Here is a 16663-nt window from a genome sequence, read left to right as displayed (position 1 = left end):
AAACAGCTTTATGAAAAAAGACAAAGAAAAGGTATTAGACGAAGTTTGGACTGAGTCCCGAGTCCGCGAATTTTTAGACTCAGAACCCAAAGCAGGCACCAACCGCGACTTTCACGCCCTATTAAAGGCTTACCAAAGCATGCGCGCCGACGATTTTGAGTTATTTATTGGCATGTTTTTAGAAGCCGGCCGCGATTTAAATGCGACCGACAAGAGCAGCCGTACTGTACTCAGCTACGCTAAAGAGCACCGCAACTCAGGTGAACACGTCGCCGCCCTTGAAAGCAAAGGCGCGGTGTAAGCACCACGCCCGCTAAACACTGCGACCGCGTGCCAAGCGGTCGCGATTTTCCTGCTTTTTCCGCTCACTTTTACGCAACATAATGTATACCGCACCCGCACCACCATGCTGAGGTTGCGCGCTGCTAAAACCCTGAACCTCATCCATTTCAGGTAACCAGCGATTTACATAGGATTTTATCACCGCCCCCTTAGACTCACTGTGATGGCCGCGCCCATGCACAATCATCACAGTGCGCAGGTCTGCCTTCATCGCTTCGCGAATAAATTCAAAAACCTGCAGGCGCGCCTGATCCACCGTCATCTTATGTAAGTCTAAACGTGCCTCGATGGCGTATTTGCCCTGCTTTAAACGTCGAAAAACGCCGTGTTGCACGCCCTCACGGCGAAACTCCAGCACATAGTATGGATCAAGCAATTCAATATCAGAGGTCGACAAAAAATTACGCGCCTCGCTACTCGCCGTTGCTGCCGCACGGCGAGCCGCAATACTCACCGCATCACCGCTGTCTTTTTTAAGAACAACCCGCCGCTCAAGCTCAAGTGGTTTGACACCGGCCATCTCTTCAGCGAACAATCTATCATCGTCGCCCATATATACCTCCACCGGCGTTCAAGGAATAAAAATGTCTACCGTCAGTCCTGTTTCCTACTCCGACTCAATGCGCTGCCCGCTTTGTGAACAAGACAATCAATGTGCGATTGCGGCGGGACGCGAAGCTTCGAGCTGTTGGTGCATGAGCACCACTATCAACGAAGAAGCCAAACAGCGCGCTGCTAACATCGGTGCAGATAAGCGTTGCCTGTGCCAGCAGTGCGGCCGCCCCATCGATAATTAATTACTGATAACTCTCCGCCATTTTCTCATAGCGGGCACACTCTGGGGTTTTCTCGTCGCTCATATTTTCAATTTGTTCGCAGCTCAGCGCCGTCATAGATTTCATACATGCACTCGCTGGTCCATAAAGGGGATGCGCCGTAGCGACATTATTAAATTGCTGCTGAATAGAGACACACGCCCCCTCTAGACTCGCCATGACCATTGCCCGCAAATCCGGCGTCAAATCTGCCTCACCAATATTTTTCAGCGCACAGGACTTCATTTTTTCGCACATAATATTGTAAGACTCGCCTAAATCGTCGGCCTGCACGCTACCCGACACCGCAAATATCACCGCCACTACCACCCCATATATTGCTTTCATTAGACGCATCCCTCAGTCATTACATTAAATAGTTAATTGCCGCGCTGTATCTACCTGCACAAATGCAGCCTTCACAAGCCAGCGTTCAAATCGTTATTATGGTGACCTTAACTCAAAATCAACCTACAAGCTCAGCCCCAAAAAAGCATAGCGGCTTTGCCAAGCGGGGGAAAGCGAGCGAATCGCCAAACTCAAAAATTTATTTGTTGCAGGTAATAATGAATATGAATGCACGCCCACTTAGCGGTCCAGACTATTTATTGCGCGGCTTCACTATTATCCGGCAACCTGGCATACGCCTTTTTGTTGCCATTCCACTGCTCATTAATTTTATTATTTTTGGCGCATTCACCACCTTAACATTAGAAGCCATGTCGGGCTGGATCAACCAAGTCGTTGAATGGCTCCCCACGTGGCTAGACTTTTTACGCTGGATTCTATGGCCACTGGCAGTGATTTTAGTATTAGCTATTGTGATGTATATATTCAGCACAGTAGCCAATATTATTGCCGCACCGTTTAATGGGCTGTTAGCGGAGAAGGTTGAAGAAATGCTCACTGGGCAAGAGGTGTCGGGGCGCGAAACCATCGCGATGGCCATCGCCAGCTTTCCCAAAAGCATAGGTCGAGAATGCCAAAAACTACTGTATTATCTGGGCTTTGCCATTCTTACCCTGATCGCCAGTTTTGTAATTTCACCGCTGGCACCCCTGCTATGGTTTGCGCTAAATGCCTGGATGATGGCGATAGAATACTGCGACTATCCCATGGACAATCACAAACTCAGCTTTAAAGATGCCCGCAAACGAATAGCGAGCCATAGAGGCACCAGCGCAAGTTTCGGTGCGCTGGTCATGCTGGGCACAATGGTGCCAATTTTAAATTTATTTATTATGCCCGCCGCAGTTTGCGGCGGTACCTTGATGTGGGTCGAACATTTTAAAGATAAGGCTTAGCGCACACCCGCCAGCAAATGTTCTGGCGGACGTTCACAGGGTAGCTTCATTCCCAGCTCGGCCTCAATACCTGGCAATAGAAAGGCGTCATCCTCACAGGCAAAGCTGATAGACGTGCCCGTTGCGCCAGCGCGACCGGTACGACCAATGCGATGCACATAGTCGTCAGCATCCTCTGGCAGCGTGTAATTAATCACATGACTCACGCCATTGACGTGAATACCACGACCGGCAACGTCGGTAGCCACCAAACACTCAATTTCACCATCTTTAAATTGCTGCAGCGTTCGCGAACGCTTATTTTGTGGAATTTCGCCGGACAGAATGCCGCAGCGAATACCTGCTTTTTGCAATTTTTCAAATAGGCGGCGGGTTTCGTCGCGGCGATTAGCAAAAATAATGACGCTTGTTGCACTCTCGTGACGAACAATATTGAGCAGCAATTTGAATTTGTCCTGCGACTCTACCAAATACACTTTTTGATCGACGGTATCTGTCGCCACACTTTCAGGCTCGATTTCAATATTCACCGGCTCTTCGGTCCACTGTTCGGTCAGGCGAATAATATCGTCGGTAAAGGTCGCGCTAAATAACAGGGTCTGACGATGACTTTTGCGCGGGCAAGAACGCACAATGCGCTTCACCTGCGGAATAAAGCCCATGTCCAACATGCGGTCAGCTTCGTCGATAACCAGAATTTCGATTTGATCGAGATACAAGTCTTTACGACCTTCAAAATCCAAAAGACGGCCTGGCGTTGCAACAACGATGTCGACCATACCAGCCAATTTATCCTGCTGCTTTTGGTAATCCATACCGCCAATTAGGGTGACAACATTTAAGCCGCAATATTTGCCAAGCTTGCGGGCGTCATCACCAATCTGCACGACCAGCTCTCGGGTCGGTGCGATAACCAACGCACGGGGCTCGCCAGCAAAACGCTCTTCTTCGATTGGATTACTCAATAAATCGTTAAAAATGGTGATCAGAAACGCGGCGGTTTTACCCGTACCGGTCTGGGCCTTACCTATAACGTCGTTGCCACGTAGGGTATGGGGTAAAGAGGCCGCCTGAATTGGCGAGCAGTATTTGAATCCGGTGTCGGCAATGCCGTGCATTAACCGTTCGTCGAGATCAAGATCGTGAAAGCGGGTCTTTCCCTCTTCCGGTGCTACATCAAAGTCTTTAAGCGACCAAGTGGAAACGGCTTTAGCCACTGCTTTATTCGCACCTCGTTCGCGGCCACGCTTGTGCCCATCGCGGTGTTTTTCATTTGTATCCGCTGCGCCGGACTTAGGTATTGCACTCTGCGCGTCGGCGGCGGTATTTTGACCTACCGTTGAGGGCGCTTTTTTAGCTGATCCAAACAACTTTTTTAACAAAATATACTCTTCTTACATTGCTCAATAATCAGCCATTCTAGCATCATTCGTCCGCAACTGGGCCAGCCTGAGTTTCTGGTGGTTTTGCAGCGGGCTCTGAACTCGCTTCCGACGCAACCGGTGCCTCAGTTTTCTGCTCGACCGGCTTAGCTTCTGGCTCTACAAGCGGCTCATCTTTTTGCTCTACAGACTTGGGCTTAATATATTCCCGCGCGCGGCGGTCAAGGTAATAATCCAAACTAAAATAACGACCAGCACCGCTAAACAAGAGACTCAAGAGGAGAATGAAATACGTGGCCGCAAATTCGATACCGTTATTGAGTACCGCAAAATTACCTTTTTCAACCAGCCAACCGTAATGGCCATATTCATTCAGTATGGTTCTCGCTCGCTCTAAACGCTCCCCGACACCGATGCTATTTTCCATACTGGCTTTCGCCATCGGCACACCAATATCCGCCAAGGGTTTTGCCGTGCTGGTCACAGGGCTACTCGGTGCAATTGCAAACCAGCCGTTGTCCCAATGCACGGTAAATGCCGCAACCAGCATCGCCACCATCAACGGAATACTCGCCCAGCGCACCGCTAAACCGAATAACAACAAAAAACCGCCAACAAGCTCAGTGTAGGTCACCAAATACGCCATTACCTCAGGATAGGGTAAATTCAAGCCCTGCTCTAACCACATCGCGGTGGCGTCAAAATGATGAAGTTTATATAGCCCCGCCGCGAGCATAATAGGCGACAAATATAGGCGAATTAATAAGGGGGGGATGCCATCCAACTTTGAAAGGAGCGCAAAAATGCCGTCGTGCAGAAAATAGTAGCACCTGAAAATAAACCTCATAGTAATCCCTCATTATGATTATTTTGGCGATATTTGTTTATGGATCTTATTTTAAGACGGGCAAGATAACCACCGTAGGGATCACTACATCCCTGTAGCCTAGCCCCGCAGGCGACAAACTGGACACTCTGGGTCGCGACGTAAATTAAGCTGTCGCAACTCCATGCTCATGCCATCTATTAGCAGTACGCGACCAACTAGTGGCTCGCCAATACCAGCAATGCACTTTATTGTTTCTAGCGCCTGCATGCTCCCCATCATACCGACGACCGGAGCTAACACGCCGCTTTCTGAACAATTCAGGGTCGCGTCGTCCGCCTCGTGATATAGGCAACGATAGCATGGTGAGTCATCGCGCCTAAAATCAAACACACTGAGCTGGGCCTCACCACGAATGGCTGCGCCAGAAATAAGCGGCCGCCGCGCCAACGCACAGGCCTCATTCAGGGCAAAACGCGTTGCGAAATTATCACTGGCGTCCACCACCACATCAACCGCCTGAACGGCAGCACTTAAGGTTTTACCACTTAAGCGCTCGTTCAATATCAATAAGGTTGTGTCTGAATTAATGGCTTTGATACTGTCGGCAACGGACTCCGCCTTTGCGCGTCCAATATCAGCGTGGCCGTGGGCAATTTGACGCTGCAAATTACTGAGTTCAACGATGTCGTCATCCGCCAAATGCAATTCGCCCACACCTGATGCCGCTAAGTACAATGCCGCTGGGCAACCGAGACCACCCATGCCGACAATCAACACCTTGCTATCTAGCAATGCCTGCTGGCCATCTACATCTAAGCTAGGCAGTAAAATATGGCGGCTATAGCGCAATAGTTGTTCGTCATTCATCATTGCCACCGCCCCCAGCTTATGCGCTCGTTGCCACCGTAGTCGAGCTGCGATGCCACCTGCGTAAAGCCCCGCTCACTTAAAGCCTGACGCACCAGTTCACCTTGATCATAGCCGTGCTCAAGCAGCAATTCGCCGCCAGCCATTAGATAGCCCGGCGATTCTTGAATAATACACCGCAAGTCCGCCATGCCACCCTCAGCAGCCACCAATGCCGACATTGGCTCAAAGCGAACATCGCCCTGACTCAAATGAGGGTCGTCGGGATCAATATATGGCGGATTGCTAACGATGAGATTAAAGCGCTTGCGGGGAATATCGCTAAACCAGTTTGAACACACCAGCTGCAGGTTTGTCAGCCCAAGGGCATCGCGGTTCCGCTGGGCCAAAGCGACTACCTCAGATGAGAAGTCAGATGCCAGCACCTCCGCATCCGCTCGCTCTGACGCCAAAGCTAAAGCAATAGCACCGGTACCCGTCCCCAAATCTAATATCAGTGGGTTCTCTTGGCCCGTCAGCATTTCTAATGCGCGCTCTACCAAGCACTCCGTGTCAGGCCTAGGAATTAATGTCAGGGGAGACACCGCCAATGGCAATGACCAAAAATCACGCTCACCCAAAATATGGGCAATCGGTTCGCCCGCAATGCGGCGCGCTAAAAATTGCAGAAACTGCTGTTGCTGCTCCGCTGTCAATTCACGCTCTGGCCAGCTATACAAATAGCTGCGCGGCTTATCAATGCAGCGACAGAGCAATAGAGAAACATCTAAATCTGGGGAATCGCTTAGCGCAGACAAGCGGGTTCGCATTGCCATCGCAGCCGCAATGCTCATGCTAGGCAGCTGCGAATCCGTCATTATTCCGCCAAAGCCGCCAGTAAGTCAGCCTGATATTCCTGGCGTAACGGTGACACCACACAATCCACATCCCCCTGCACAAACTCATCTAATTTATACAAGGTTAAGTTAATTCGGTGGTCAGTAACGCGACCCTGTGGAAAATTATAGGTGCGGATACGCTCCGACCGGTCGCCGCTACCCACCAAATTACGGCGCTCTGTGGCTTGGTCTGCTTGCAATTTACTGCTGGCCGCATCGTTTACTTTTGCCGCCAATAAAGACATCGCCCGCGCTTTGTTTTTATGCTGCGAGCGCTCATCTTGGCACTCCACCACAATACCGGTAGGAATATGCACAATACGCACCGCTGAATCAGTAGTGTTAACGTGCTGACCACCCGCGCCGCTAGAGCGGAAGGTGTCGATACGCAAATCTGCCTTATTAATTTCTATTTCATCTGCCTCTTCCGGCTCCGCCATTACTGCCACGGTGCACGCAGATGTGTGAATACGCCCCTGGGATTCGGTTTCCGGTACACGCTGCACACGGTGGGCGCCGGACTCAAATTTAAGATGGCCGTATACTTCCTGCCCCGCTACGCGGCTAATAATTTCTTTATATCCGCCATGCTCCCCCTGCCGCTCACTTAGAACCTCAACTCGCCAACCCTTACGCTCGGCATAGCGGGAGTACATACGAAACAAATCACCGGCAAAAATAGCCGCTTCATCACCGCCGGTACCAGCGCGTATCTCTAAAAATACGTTGTGGGAGTCGTTGGGGTCGCGGGGTAGCAACAAGGTTTGCAGCTCTAACTCTAATGCTTCTAGCTTTTCCTTGGCTGACGCGACCTCGTCCTCAGCCATTTCTCGCATTTCAGCATCGTCTTCCGATAGCATTGCCGTCGCCTCCGCCAAATCCTCTTCGACCTGACGGAAACGGCCGTAAGCATCTACTACCGGCTCAATCTCGGCATACTCCCGAGACAAGCCGCGAAAACGATCTTGATTGGCAATAATTTCGCCGTCGCTCAATAGCGCGCCGATCTCTTCGTATCGATCAAGCAAATTGTCGAGTTTAGTGACAATGGAGGCCTTCATATTTTCTCGCTTTTAAGGTTTTAGCTGCTTCAGGAATCGCTGTCTTTGAGCTGAAATAATTCCCGCGCCCAGTGAATAAGGTCGGTTCGCCCCTTGGCACCGGCTTCTTTTATTTGTGTGGTTGGACTGTGGATTAATTTATTAGTTAAGCCCCGAGCGAGTTGCTCAAGTACCTGTTCTGCGTCGTCGCCCCGGGCCAAATTGCGCAGCGCACGGTCTAGTTCGGTGTCGCGTAGCTGTTCCGCTTGGGCGCGGTAATCTCTCACGGTACCCACCGCATCCAAGGCTCGCAATTGCGATTCCCACTCAGCCAGCGCCAAGCTAATAATATCCCCTGCCTTGCGGGCCTCACTCTGACGAGCGCGTTTATTTTCTTCCACAATTTCGCGCAAATCATCAACGGTATACAAATACACATCCGCTAATTCGGCAACCTGCGGCTCAATATCCCGTGGCACTGCAATATCTACCATAACCATTGGCCGATGCTTGCGCTTTTTAAGTGCACCCTCAACCGCGCCCTTGCCCAGAATCGGCAATTGGCTAGCCGTAGAAGCCACAACAATATCAGCACTAATGAGACAGTGGGGAATATCCGCTAGCATGACAGCCTCGGCACCAAACTTTTCTGCCAGTTCGCGCGCGCGCTCCAAGGTTCGGTTAGCAATAATTAGGCGCTTTACACCCTTATCATGAAGATGGCGCGCGACCAGCTCGATGGTTTCCCCCGCGCCAATCAGCAGAGCAGTGCAGCTGCTTAAAGAAGAAAACACGTGCTGAGTTAAATTAACTGCCGCATAGGCAACTGACACGGGATTCTCGCCTACCGCGGTGTCAGTGCGCACCCGCTTGGCAACTGAAAACACATGCGCAAAAGTACGGTGCAGCACGCCATTTGCCGTACCAGCATCGACGGCAACAGCATAGGCAGACTTCATTTGCCCTAATATTTGCGGCTCACCAAGCACCATAGAATCCAAGCCAGCGGCCACTTCCATCATATGTTTTAAGGCGCCATCGCGCCGATGGTCATATATACACGCGCTCAGCTCATCACGGTCGATATGATGGTAGCTAGACAACCAATCCAACATACCCGCTGCAGCGGCGTCGCCGTCGTCACCTGCAATACCGTAGAGTTCAGTGCGATTGCATGTGGACAAAATCGCCAACTCAGACACCCCAGTACTGGCAACAGCATCCCTTAAGGCGCCGTGCATTTGCTCAGGCACAAACGCGACCCGCTCTCGAATCGAGACGGGTGCCGAATTGTGATTAATGCCAATTACGAGCAAATTCATGGAATGCCGAGTGCCTGCCTTTACGGAGCCGAGCTAAAATAGCAGGGAATTTTAGCAAGACAGGGGCCAAATGTGGATTTTATTACCGGCTTTTACTAAACAATCTGCGCCGAAGCCTGCAAGTGCGAATTAAACATCGCGGCAACTGTCCTATGCAGCAGCCCTAACCACCAACAAATAGCCATGCTAACATTGGCCTTTAAACACGGTACTGAAATTGTCACTATGCACCAATCCCTAACCAGCCTGCTATTAAGCCTGTCGATGTTACTTGGCGGCTGCGCTGCACTAACAGCAAAGCAAGATCCGGCCCCAAGCACTACATCCAGCGCAAAAAAAGCGGTGGAGCATACCCGACCTTTTCCAGAAGACGCCTTTTTTGATTTACTAATTGCCGAAGTGGCACTTCGCAATCAAGACCTAGACACCGCGCTAGACAACTACACTTACCAAGCCGAAAAAACTGGCGATCTTGGGGTCATTACTACAACGGCAAAACTAGCCCAATATTTGGGCCGCGACGAAACCGCCGCAACCTACGCCAAACTCTGGGTAGAGCAAGAACCCGAAACCGCAGAAGCCAACTTCATTTTGTCGTCGGCCCTCAGCAAAACAAAAAATCCGCTGACGGCACTTCCCTATATGATCAAAGTGCTGGAACTGGGCGGCGACAGTAATTTTGCCGCACTGGCCGCCTCAGCACTAACACGGCCAGAGGCCGAGCAAGCGCAATTTTTAGCCGAGCTAAATCAGCAATTAAAACTACACCCCAGCGACAACTCCTTAAAAATTGCCAAAGCATTAATGCTGCAATACCAAGCACAGGAAGAGGCGGCGCTAGCGCTGATACAAGAAGTGCTAAATGAAGAGCCTGACAACCCTCATGCACTGCTAATTGAAACCCGTACCCTAAGCCAACTAAACCGCGACGACGACGCACTAACTCGGCTGCGTTATGCCGTAGATCAAAACCCCCATCACAAGCGCCTTCGCCACGACCTTGCGCGACGCTTAGTCAAAGTTGATCTCTTTCAGGCAAAAGCCCAATACGAAGAGCTTCTGCGCCAAAACCCCAATGACCGCGACCTACTGCTAGAGCTTATGCTCATCAACCGCGAACTCAGCAATACTGCCGAGGTAGCCGCGCAGCTAAATTCACTCAAGGACAGCCCAGAACTTCGCAGCCGCGCCAATTACATTCTGGGCCGCTTAGACGAAGAAGATCAAAACTGGCCCGAAGCAATTAAGCACTACCTACAGGCAACCGGTGGTGACGAATTTGGCAAAGCCAGCCAGCGCATTGCCAGTATCAGCCTCGCGATCGAAAGCGTTGATAAAGCCCTAGAGAGACTGGAAAACTTACGGGCAAACCACCCAGAACAAGCAAGCTATATCTACCAGCTAGAGGCCGAAATACTGCGTAAAGAAGCCCGCTATCAACAGGGCTACGACCTACTTAGCGAGGCCTTGTCGACCAATACCGACAGCGAAGAACTGCGCTATGCACGCTCATTGTTTAGCGAAAGACTAGGTAATATCGACGCAGTCGAACACGACCTTCAACATATTATTAGCCGCGACCCCGATAACGCGACCGCGCTGAATGCACTCGGCTACAGCCTCGCCAACCTTGATCCCAGCCGGCTCGACGAGGCCGAACTACTCGTAAAACGCGCCCTAGAGCTCGAGCCAAATGATCCCGCCATAATTGATAGTTATGGCTGGATCATGCTTTTAAAAGGTAATATCAGCGAAGCCGTCTCCCTACTAGAGAAAGCATTTAAACAAACTCAAGATCACGAGATTGCAGCCCACCTCGGTGAGGCTCTGTGGCTAAGCGGCGACCAAGCCCGCGCCAAATTAGTCTGGCAAGAAGGCCTAAAAGATACTCCCAACAGCCCCATAATTATGGATACGCTTCGCAAACTAGGACTTTTCAATGAGTAGCGCAATAATGTCAAACTCAACTCTCTTTCGCGGTCTAGCCCTTATTGTCGCACTACTGCTTAGCGCCTGTGCGACACCGCCTAAGCCCCCCGTCGACAGCGAATCTTTAACCTGGCAACTGCAAGGGAAAATAGGCTTTTGGCAGGGCAGAAAACAAGAAAGTGCCACCATTAACTGGGCACAATGCGACGCCGACAGCGCGCGAATTAGGCTCAGCGGGCCACTGGGCGCAGGTAGCATTGAATTATCGTCAGACCAATCTGGCGCCCGCCTAATACAAAACGGCGAAAGCATTCACGCCGACAGCATTGAAGAACTGGCCAGCCGCGCGGACTGGCCAATTCCCGTTGAAGCGCTGCGTTTTTGGGTAAGAGGCCGCGCCATGTTCACCGAAAAACTAGAGGGCCGCGTCAATACCAATGGCCAGCTAGAAGAGCTAAACCAAATTGGTTGGCATATTAGCTACCATTACCGCACACCATTTCATCAGTTACCGGACCGGATTCACGCAAAATCTGCCAATGCACGTATTACCCTAATTGTTAGTGAATGGCAGGAGCAACCGGAGTTCTGCGCCAAATAATGCAAACGCTCTCACTGCCCTGCCCCGCTAAAATCAATCTATTCTTAAAGATCACCGGCCGTCGCGATGACGGCTATCATGAGCTGCAAACTTTATTTCAACTACTTGATTACGGCGACACCCTTCAGCTTAGCCATCGAGACGACGGCAAATTAGCGCTCATTAACGCGCTTAGTGGCGTTAACATCGAAGACAATCTGGTTTTTCGCGCCGCCCGCAAATTGCAGCCATTTGCCCGCGACATTCCCTGCGGCGCAAATATCACCTTAGAAAAGCGCCTGCCTATGGGCGGCGGCATTGGCGGCGGCAGCTCCGATGCCGCAAGCACCCTACTCGGCCTCAACCAGCTATGGCAGCTCGATCTCAGCGTAAATCAGCTCGCCGAAATAGGCCTTGAGCTGGGCGCTGACGTCCCGGTATTTGTGCGCGGAAAAACCGCGTGGGCGGAAGGAATTGGTGAAAAATTAACCCCCGTGGAAACTCAAGAATTATGGTATGTGGTGCTAAAGCCCGACTGCCACGTCTCCACCGCAGAAATTTTTTGTCATGAACAATTGACACGCCATGACTCACCGATCAAAATAGCGACCTTTCTTGAGGGGGGTACCGGAAATAGTTGTGAACCGCTGGTTCGAAAACTATATCCGAAGATTGATAAAGCCTTGATTTGGCTGGAACAATTCTCTCCCGCGAAGCTAACCGGAACAGGCGCATGCGTGTTTGCCAGCTTCGAAGATCAGATAACTGCAGAGACAGTTTGCGCGCAACGGCCCACAGAAATTGACGGCTTTGTTGCCCGAGGCATAAATACCTCGCCACTGCATAGAGCACTGGGCTTAATTAAATAGTTATCTTGAAAAGTTTATTGGGGTGTCGCCAAGTGGTAAGGCACTGGGTTTTGATCTCAGCATCCGTAGGTTCGAGTCCTACCACCCCAGCCATATTTACACCATGCCGCCAAAAGCGGCATGTTATTCAGAATCAGTCGCGCACAATAACGATCTGAATACTGTGCGGTTATAGTGAACCCGCCAGTTACCACCTAATTTTTCAAAAACACACATGCCCAACAGGACTCTGACCGTGCCCAAGATGATGGTCTTCACCGGCAATGCCAATCCCGAACTCGCACGTAAAGTTGTTGAGCATTTGCACCTACCCCTTGGCGACGCCACTGTCGGCAAATTCAGCGACGGCGAAATTTACGTTGAAGTAAATGAAAACGTTCGCGGTGCAGATGTATTTCTATTACAACCTACCTGCGCACCAACTAATGACAATCTGATGGAATTGATTGTTATGGCAGACGCCATGCGCAGAGCATCCGCTGGCCGCATAACCGCCGTCGTGCCTTATTTCGGCTACGCCCGCCAAGACCGCCGCGTGCGCTCGCAGCGTGTACCCATCTCTGCCAAAGTGGTGGCTGACATGATGAGTGGCGTGGGTATTAACCGTGTATTGACGGTAGACCTACACGCTGAACAGATTCAAGGCTTCTTCGACGTACCAGTAGACAATGTTTACGGCTCACCAGTATTGCTGGATGACATCAGCCGTCAGCAATACGAAAACCAAATGGTTGTCTCACCGGACATCGGCGGTGTCGTTCGCGCCCGCGCAGTAGCCAAGCAATTAGACGACGCGGACCTTGCGATCATCGACAAACGCCGCCCGCAAGCTGGCGTTGCACAGGTTATGCATATTATCGGTGAAGTACAGGGTAAAACCTGCTTGCTAGTAGACGATATGGTCGACACCGCCGGCACATTATGCAAAGCAGCAGAGGCATTAAAGCAACACGGTGCAGCAAAAGTTGTCGCTTACTGTACACATCCTGTATTATCCGGCGCCGCCATTAAGAACATCAATGGCTCTGAACTAGACGAACTGGTTGTCACCGACACCATTCCGCTGTCAGAAGATGCTAAGAAATGCAGCAAAATTCGCCAGTTAACCCTGGCAAATCTGCTGGCCGAGTCAATCCGACGGGTCAGCAATGAAGAGTCGATAAGCGCTCTGTTCCGTTAAGCCAACCCGGTTTAGCAACAAAGCTATCGACATTTACCGCCGCACTGGTCGCAAGTCGGCGGTTTTCGCGTTATTAAGGAGACTATTATGTCTAGCGATTACACAGTTAGCGCCAAAGCGCGCACAGATGTAGGGAAAGGTGCGAGCCGCCGCCTACGTCGTCTGGAAAATGAAGTACCAGCTATTGTTTACGGTGGCAGCAATGAACCGCAAATGATCAGCATTCTGCACAAAGATCTGTTGTGGTTCTTAGAAGATGAAGCCTTCTTCACTTCTGTTGTCACCCTAGACATCGACGGCAAGCAAGAGTCAGTAGTACTTAAAGACCTTCAGCGTCATCCCGCTAAGCTCAAAATACTACACGCAGACTTTTTGCGCGTTGACGCCAACACCAAAATTACCCTGCACGTTCCACTGCACTTCTTAAACGAAGAAAGCTGTGTTGGCGTAAAAACCCAGGGCGGTAACATCACTCACGCAGCGACTGACCTCGAAGTACAGTGTCTGCCTAAAGATCTGCCTGAGTTCATCGAAGTGGACATGGCGCTGATTGAAACCGGTACCACACTGCACATTTCTGACCTCGCCCTACCTGCCGGCGTAGAAAGCACTGCATTGGCTCTGGGCGCAGATCATGACCAAGCTATCGCAACTGTACACGCGCCACGTGGCGGCAGCAGCAGCGATGAAGAAGCTCCATCAGAAGAAGAGTAAGCTGACAGCCCTTCGAGGCTAACAGCCACAGGCGCACCATTGGAAACGATAAAACTGATAGTAGGGCTGGCGAATCCCGGCCCACAATATCAAGATACACGTCACAATGCGGGCGCCTGGTTTGTTTCAGAGCTAGCTCGGCAACAGGGCTGCGCACTCAATAACGAACCGCGTTTTTTCGGCGACACTGCCAGAATTCACTACCACGGCCACGACCTGCGCCTACTAATTCCCACCACGTTTATGAACCGCAGCGGACAAGCCATTGCCGCACTGGCGAATTTCTACAAAATTTCACCAGAAGCAATACTTGTCGCCCACGACGAATTAGACATCCCAGCAGGCACCGCTCGCTACAAAAGCGGTGGCGGTCACGGCGGCCATAACGGCCTGCGCGACACCGTCGCCCAACTCGGCAACAATAGCAAATTCCACCGGCTTAGGGTCGGTATCGGCCACCCCGGTCACGCATCGCAAGTCACCAATTACGTACTTGGCAAACCACCAACAGATGAGCGCATTAGCATCGATCATTGCATTGACGAAGCTCTGCGTACACTACCAGACGCCATACGCGGCGATTGGGCCAAGGCCATGAATCAACTGCACAGCTACAAACAAGGGTAATATCACATGGGTTTTAACTGCGGCATCGTCGGACTGCCCAATGTCGGCAAGTCCACCCTCTTTAATGCACTCACCAAGGCTGGCATCGACGCGGCGAACTTTCCGTTTTGCACTATCGAGCCCAATTCCGGCATCGTCATGGTACCAGACACACGCCTGCAGGCACTGGCCGAGATCGTAAAGCCAGAGCGAATCTTGCCCGCCACAATGGAGTTTGTAGACATTGCCGGACTAGTAGCCGGTGCCTCAAAAGGTGAAGGCCTAGGAAATAAATTCCTCGCCAACATCCGCGAGACCCACGCCATTGCCCACGTTGTCCGCTGCTTTGACAACGACAATATTATTCACGTCGCCAACAAAATTGACCCTGCCGCAGATATCGACGTGATCAACACCGAACTTGCCCTTGCCGATATGGAAAGTATCGATAAGCAATTACAAAAAATCGTTCGGGTTGCACGTAGCGGCGACAAAGATGCCACCGTGCTAAAAAATCTATATGAAAAGCTATTAGCACACCTAGACCAAGGTAAGCCGGTACGCTCACTAGCACTAGACAGCGACGAACTCGCCCGCACCAAGGCCCTACACCTGCTAACCATTAAACCCACCATGTACATCGCCAATGTCAACGAAGATGGCTTTGAAAACAACCCGCACCTAGACGTTGTTCGCGCCATCGCCGCCGAAGACGGCGCTATCGTGGTACCGATCTGCAATAAACTTGAATCAGAAATCGCCGAACTCGACGACGACGAAAAGCAAGAATTCCTCACCGACCTCGGCATGGAAGAAGCTGGACTCGACCGCGTTATTCGCGCTGGCTACGAACTGCTTGGCCTACAAACCTACTTCACCGCAGGCGTGAAAGAAGTTCGCGCATGGACCATCCCCGTCGGCGCCACCGCGCCGCAATCTGCCGGCGTTATCCACACTGACTTTGAAAAAGGCTTCATCCGCGCAGAAGTCATCGCCTACAACGACTATATTCAATACAAAGGCGAACAAGGCACAAAAGACGCTGGAAAATGGCGCCTAGAAGGCAAAGACTACATTGTCAAAGACGGCGACGTCGTCCATTTCCGCTTCAATGTTTAACGCAGACTGATCCGCGCTTGACAAGGTGCGCCGATCCTTGGAAAATGCGCGCCTTCTCTCAAGAGAGACTGTGGCAAGGTAGCTCAGTTGGTTAGAGCACAACACTCATAATGTTGGGGTCGGCGGTTCGAATCCGCCCCTTGCTACCATTATTCTAAAAACCACCAAAGGGTGGTTTTTTTCGTCTATCGAAAAGCACACCGCCATCGACGGGTCGATGCCCCCCCCCCCCTTGCTCACCGAAAAAAGCGCTCTAACGAAGCTGCCCTACCGGAGATACCATACGCAGCGGAAGCCATATCCACAACCTCAGTAAATCAACGCCTAGACTTACAATCTAGCTTTTTATGTGATCAATGAAGCGAAGACACACTTCGCATTATCCATTTAATGATTAAGAGAAAGCGCTTTCACTACGAGCACAAAAGCATTCCTTAACATAGGAAATTCATCTAGAATCCGGCCGCATAAACAAAACAAGGATTTAAACGTATGGAAATTAGACAATTACTTAGAGCTATCTTTACCTTAATTTTAACTGCCACCATCGTAGGGTGTGGCGGTGGCGGCGGTGGTGGAACACCGGAAACTCCTCCGGGCAGCACTGCCAACAGCACCCCCACTGCTAACGCTGGCCCGGATCAGAACGTAACAACTGGTACGCTCGCCTCTCTAAATGGCAGCAGCAGCTCCGATGCCGACGGCGATTCTCTTACTTACTTATGGTCTACCACATCAAAGCCTAACGGCAGTGCCAGCTCTCTTTCGAGCACCACTGCTGCGAACCCACAATTCTCAGCTGACGTAGACGGTCAATATACTTTCCAGCTCGTCGTTAACGATGGCGAGCTAAATAGCTCCCCTGACTCCGTCACGGTAACAAGCAG

General features: G+C 51.1%; 19 protein-coding genes and 2 tRNA genes. 13 read left to right on the top strand and 8 right to left on the bottom strand.

All coding sequences use genetic code 11. The annotated features are described in order from the left end of the window. Window positions 1-10 precede the first annotated feature (10 nt). Window positions 11-301 carry a PA4642 family protein gene (locus C0068_RS05965; protein ID WP_103683577.1) on the top strand — a complete coding sequence of 97 codons (291 nt, stop codon included), beginning with the start codon at window positions 11-13 and terminating at the stop codon, window positions 299-301. A gap of 12 nt (window positions 302-313) precedes the next feature. Here the strand turns inward: C0068_RS05965 and smrA are convergent, their stop codons facing one another. Further along, window positions 314-895, bottom strand: a complete 582-nt coding sequence (smrA, locus tag C0068_RS05960; RefSeq protein ID WP_103683576.1) for a DNA endonuclease SmrA — start codon at window positions 893-895, stop codon at window positions 314-316. 31 nt (window positions 896-926) lie between these two features. On the opposite strand from smrA, the gene C0068_RS05955 reads away from it, so the two are divergent. Continuing rightward, window positions 927-1139 (top strand): cysteine-rich CWC family protein, encoded by a 213-nt coding sequence (locus C0068_RS05955; RefSeq protein WP_199176121.1) that lies wholly within the window; start codon window positions 927-929, stop codon window positions 1137-1139. On the opposite strand, the gene C0068_RS05950 is transcribed toward C0068_RS05955, so the two are convergent. Beyond that, window positions 1140-1505 (bottom strand): hypothetical protein, encoded by a 366-nt coding sequence (locus C0068_RS05950; RefSeq protein WP_103683575.1) that lies wholly within the window; start codon window positions 1503-1505, stop codon window positions 1140-1142. It lies immediately after the preceding gene. A gap of 218 nt (window positions 1506-1723) precedes the next feature. On the opposite strand from C0068_RS05950, the gene cysZ reads away from it, so the two are divergent. Continuing rightward, complete coding sequence (gene cysZ / locus C0068_RS05945) at window positions 1724-2461, top strand: sulfate transporter CysZ (RefSeq protein ID WP_233208754.1); 738 nt, start codon at window positions 1724-1726, stop codon at window positions 2459-2461. Here cysZ and rhlB read toward each other — a convergent pair. The 6 genes from rhlB to hemA form a co-directional block, all read right to left on the bottom strand. Beyond that, entirely contained in the window at window positions 2458-3843 is a 1386-nt protein-coding gene (gene rhlB / locus C0068_RS05940; RefSeq protein WP_103683574.1) for an ATP-dependent RNA helicase RhlB, read from the bottom strand. The genes cysZ and rhlB overlap by 4 nt on opposite strands. 43 nt (window positions 3844-3886) lie before the next feature. Next, entirely contained in the window at window positions 3887-4690 is an 804-nt protein-coding gene (locus tag C0068_RS05935) for an HvfX family Cu-binding RiPP maturation protein (RefSeq protein WP_103683573.1), read from the bottom strand. A 99-nt stretch (window positions 4691-4789) separates the two neighbouring features. After that, window positions 4790-5539 carry a HesA/MoeB/ThiF family protein gene (locus tag C0068_RS05930; RefSeq protein ID WP_103683572.1) on the bottom strand — a complete coding sequence of 250 codons (750 nt, stop codon included), beginning with the start codon at window positions 5537-5539 and terminating at the stop codon, window positions 4790-4792. Further along, window positions 5539-6396 (bottom strand): peptide chain release factor N(5)-glutamine methyltransferase, encoded by an 858-nt coding sequence (prmC, locus tag C0068_RS05925; protein WP_233208753.1) that lies wholly within the window; start codon window positions 6394-6396, stop codon window positions 5539-5541. The genes C0068_RS05930 and prmC overlap by 1 nt, the downstream gene beginning before the upstream one ends. Beyond that, window positions 6396-7478: a peptide chain release factor 1 gene (gene prfA / locus C0068_RS05920; protein ID WP_103683571.1), complete on the bottom strand. Its 1083-nt coding sequence runs from the start codon at window positions 7476-7478 to the stop codon at window positions 6396-6398. The genes prmC and prfA overlap by 1 nt, the downstream gene beginning before the upstream one ends. A 29-nt stretch (window positions 7479-7507) precedes the next feature. Then, the gene (gene hemA / locus C0068_RS05915; RefSeq protein WP_103683570.1) at window positions 7508-8779 is read right to left on the bottom strand and encodes a glutamyl-tRNA reductase; all 1272 of its coding nucleotides are present in this window, start codon (window positions 8777-8779) and stop codon (window positions 7508-7510) included. Window positions 8780-8962: 183 nt separating this feature from the next. On the opposite strand from hemA, the gene C0068_RS05910 reads away from it, so the two are divergent. From C0068_RS05910 to C0068_RS05865, 10 genes are all read left to right on the top strand, one after another. Further along, entirely contained in the window at window positions 8963-10726 is a 1764-nt protein-coding gene (locus tag C0068_RS05910; protein WP_103683569.1) for a tetratricopeptide repeat protein, read from the top strand. Beyond that, complete coding sequence (gene lolB / locus C0068_RS05905; RefSeq protein ID WP_103683568.1) at window positions 10719-11309, top strand: lipoprotein insertase outer membrane protein LolB; 591 nt, start codon at window positions 10719-10721, stop codon at window positions 11307-11309. The genes C0068_RS05910 and lolB overlap by 8 nt, the downstream gene beginning before the upstream one ends. Next, window positions 11309-12157, top strand: coding sequence for a 4-(cytidine 5'-diphospho)-2-C-methyl-D-erythritol kinase (gene ispE / locus C0068_RS05900; protein ID WP_103683567.1), 849 nt, complete (start codon window positions 11309-11311; stop codon window positions 12155-12157). The genes lolB and ispE overlap by 1 nt, the downstream gene beginning before the upstream one ends. Before the next feature lie 18 nt (window positions 12158-12175). Next, a tRNA-Gln gene (locus C0068_RS05895) sits at window positions 12176-12250 on the top strand. 154 nt (window positions 12251-12404) lie between these two features. Further along, a complete protein-coding gene (locus C0068_RS05890) occupies window positions 12405-13337 on the top strand; it encodes a ribose-phosphate pyrophosphokinase (protein ID WP_103683687.1) in 933 nt (310 codons plus the stop codon). Window positions 13338-13424: 87 nt separating this feature from the next. After that, window positions 13425-14051: a 50S ribosomal protein L25/general stress protein Ctc gene (locus C0068_RS05885; protein WP_199176119.1), complete on the top strand. Its 627-nt coding sequence runs from the start codon at window positions 13425-13427 to the stop codon at window positions 14049-14051. A 39-nt stretch (window positions 14052-14090) separates the two neighbouring features. Continuing rightward, entirely contained in the window at window positions 14091-14678 is a 588-nt protein-coding gene (gene pth / locus C0068_RS05880; RefSeq protein WP_103683565.1) for an aminoacyl-tRNA hydrolase, read from the top strand. 6 nt (window positions 14679-14684) lie between these two features. Continuing rightward, a complete protein-coding gene (gene ychF, locus C0068_RS05875) occupies window positions 14685-15776 on the top strand; it encodes a redox-regulated ATPase YchF (protein ID WP_103683564.1) in 1092 nt (363 codons plus the stop codon). A 72-nt stretch (window positions 15777-15848) separates the two neighbouring features. After that, window positions 15849-15925, top strand: a tRNA-Met gene (locus C0068_RS05870). Window positions 15926-16268: 343 nt separating this feature from the next. Continuing rightward, the coding region (locus C0068_RS05865; RefSeq protein ID WP_233208752.1) for a PKD domain-containing protein at window positions 16269-16663 on the top strand (395 nt) is incomplete at its 3' end.

It is taken from the genome of Zhongshania marina (assembly GCF_002915595.1).
GTDB classification, from domain to species: Bacteria; Pseudomonadota; Gammaproteobacteria; order Pseudomonadales; family Spongiibacteraceae; genus Spongiibacter; species Spongiibacter marinus_B.
The sequence above is the reverse complement of the archived record's forward strand: the minus strand, read 5'-3'. Positions and strand labels throughout refer to the sequence as shown.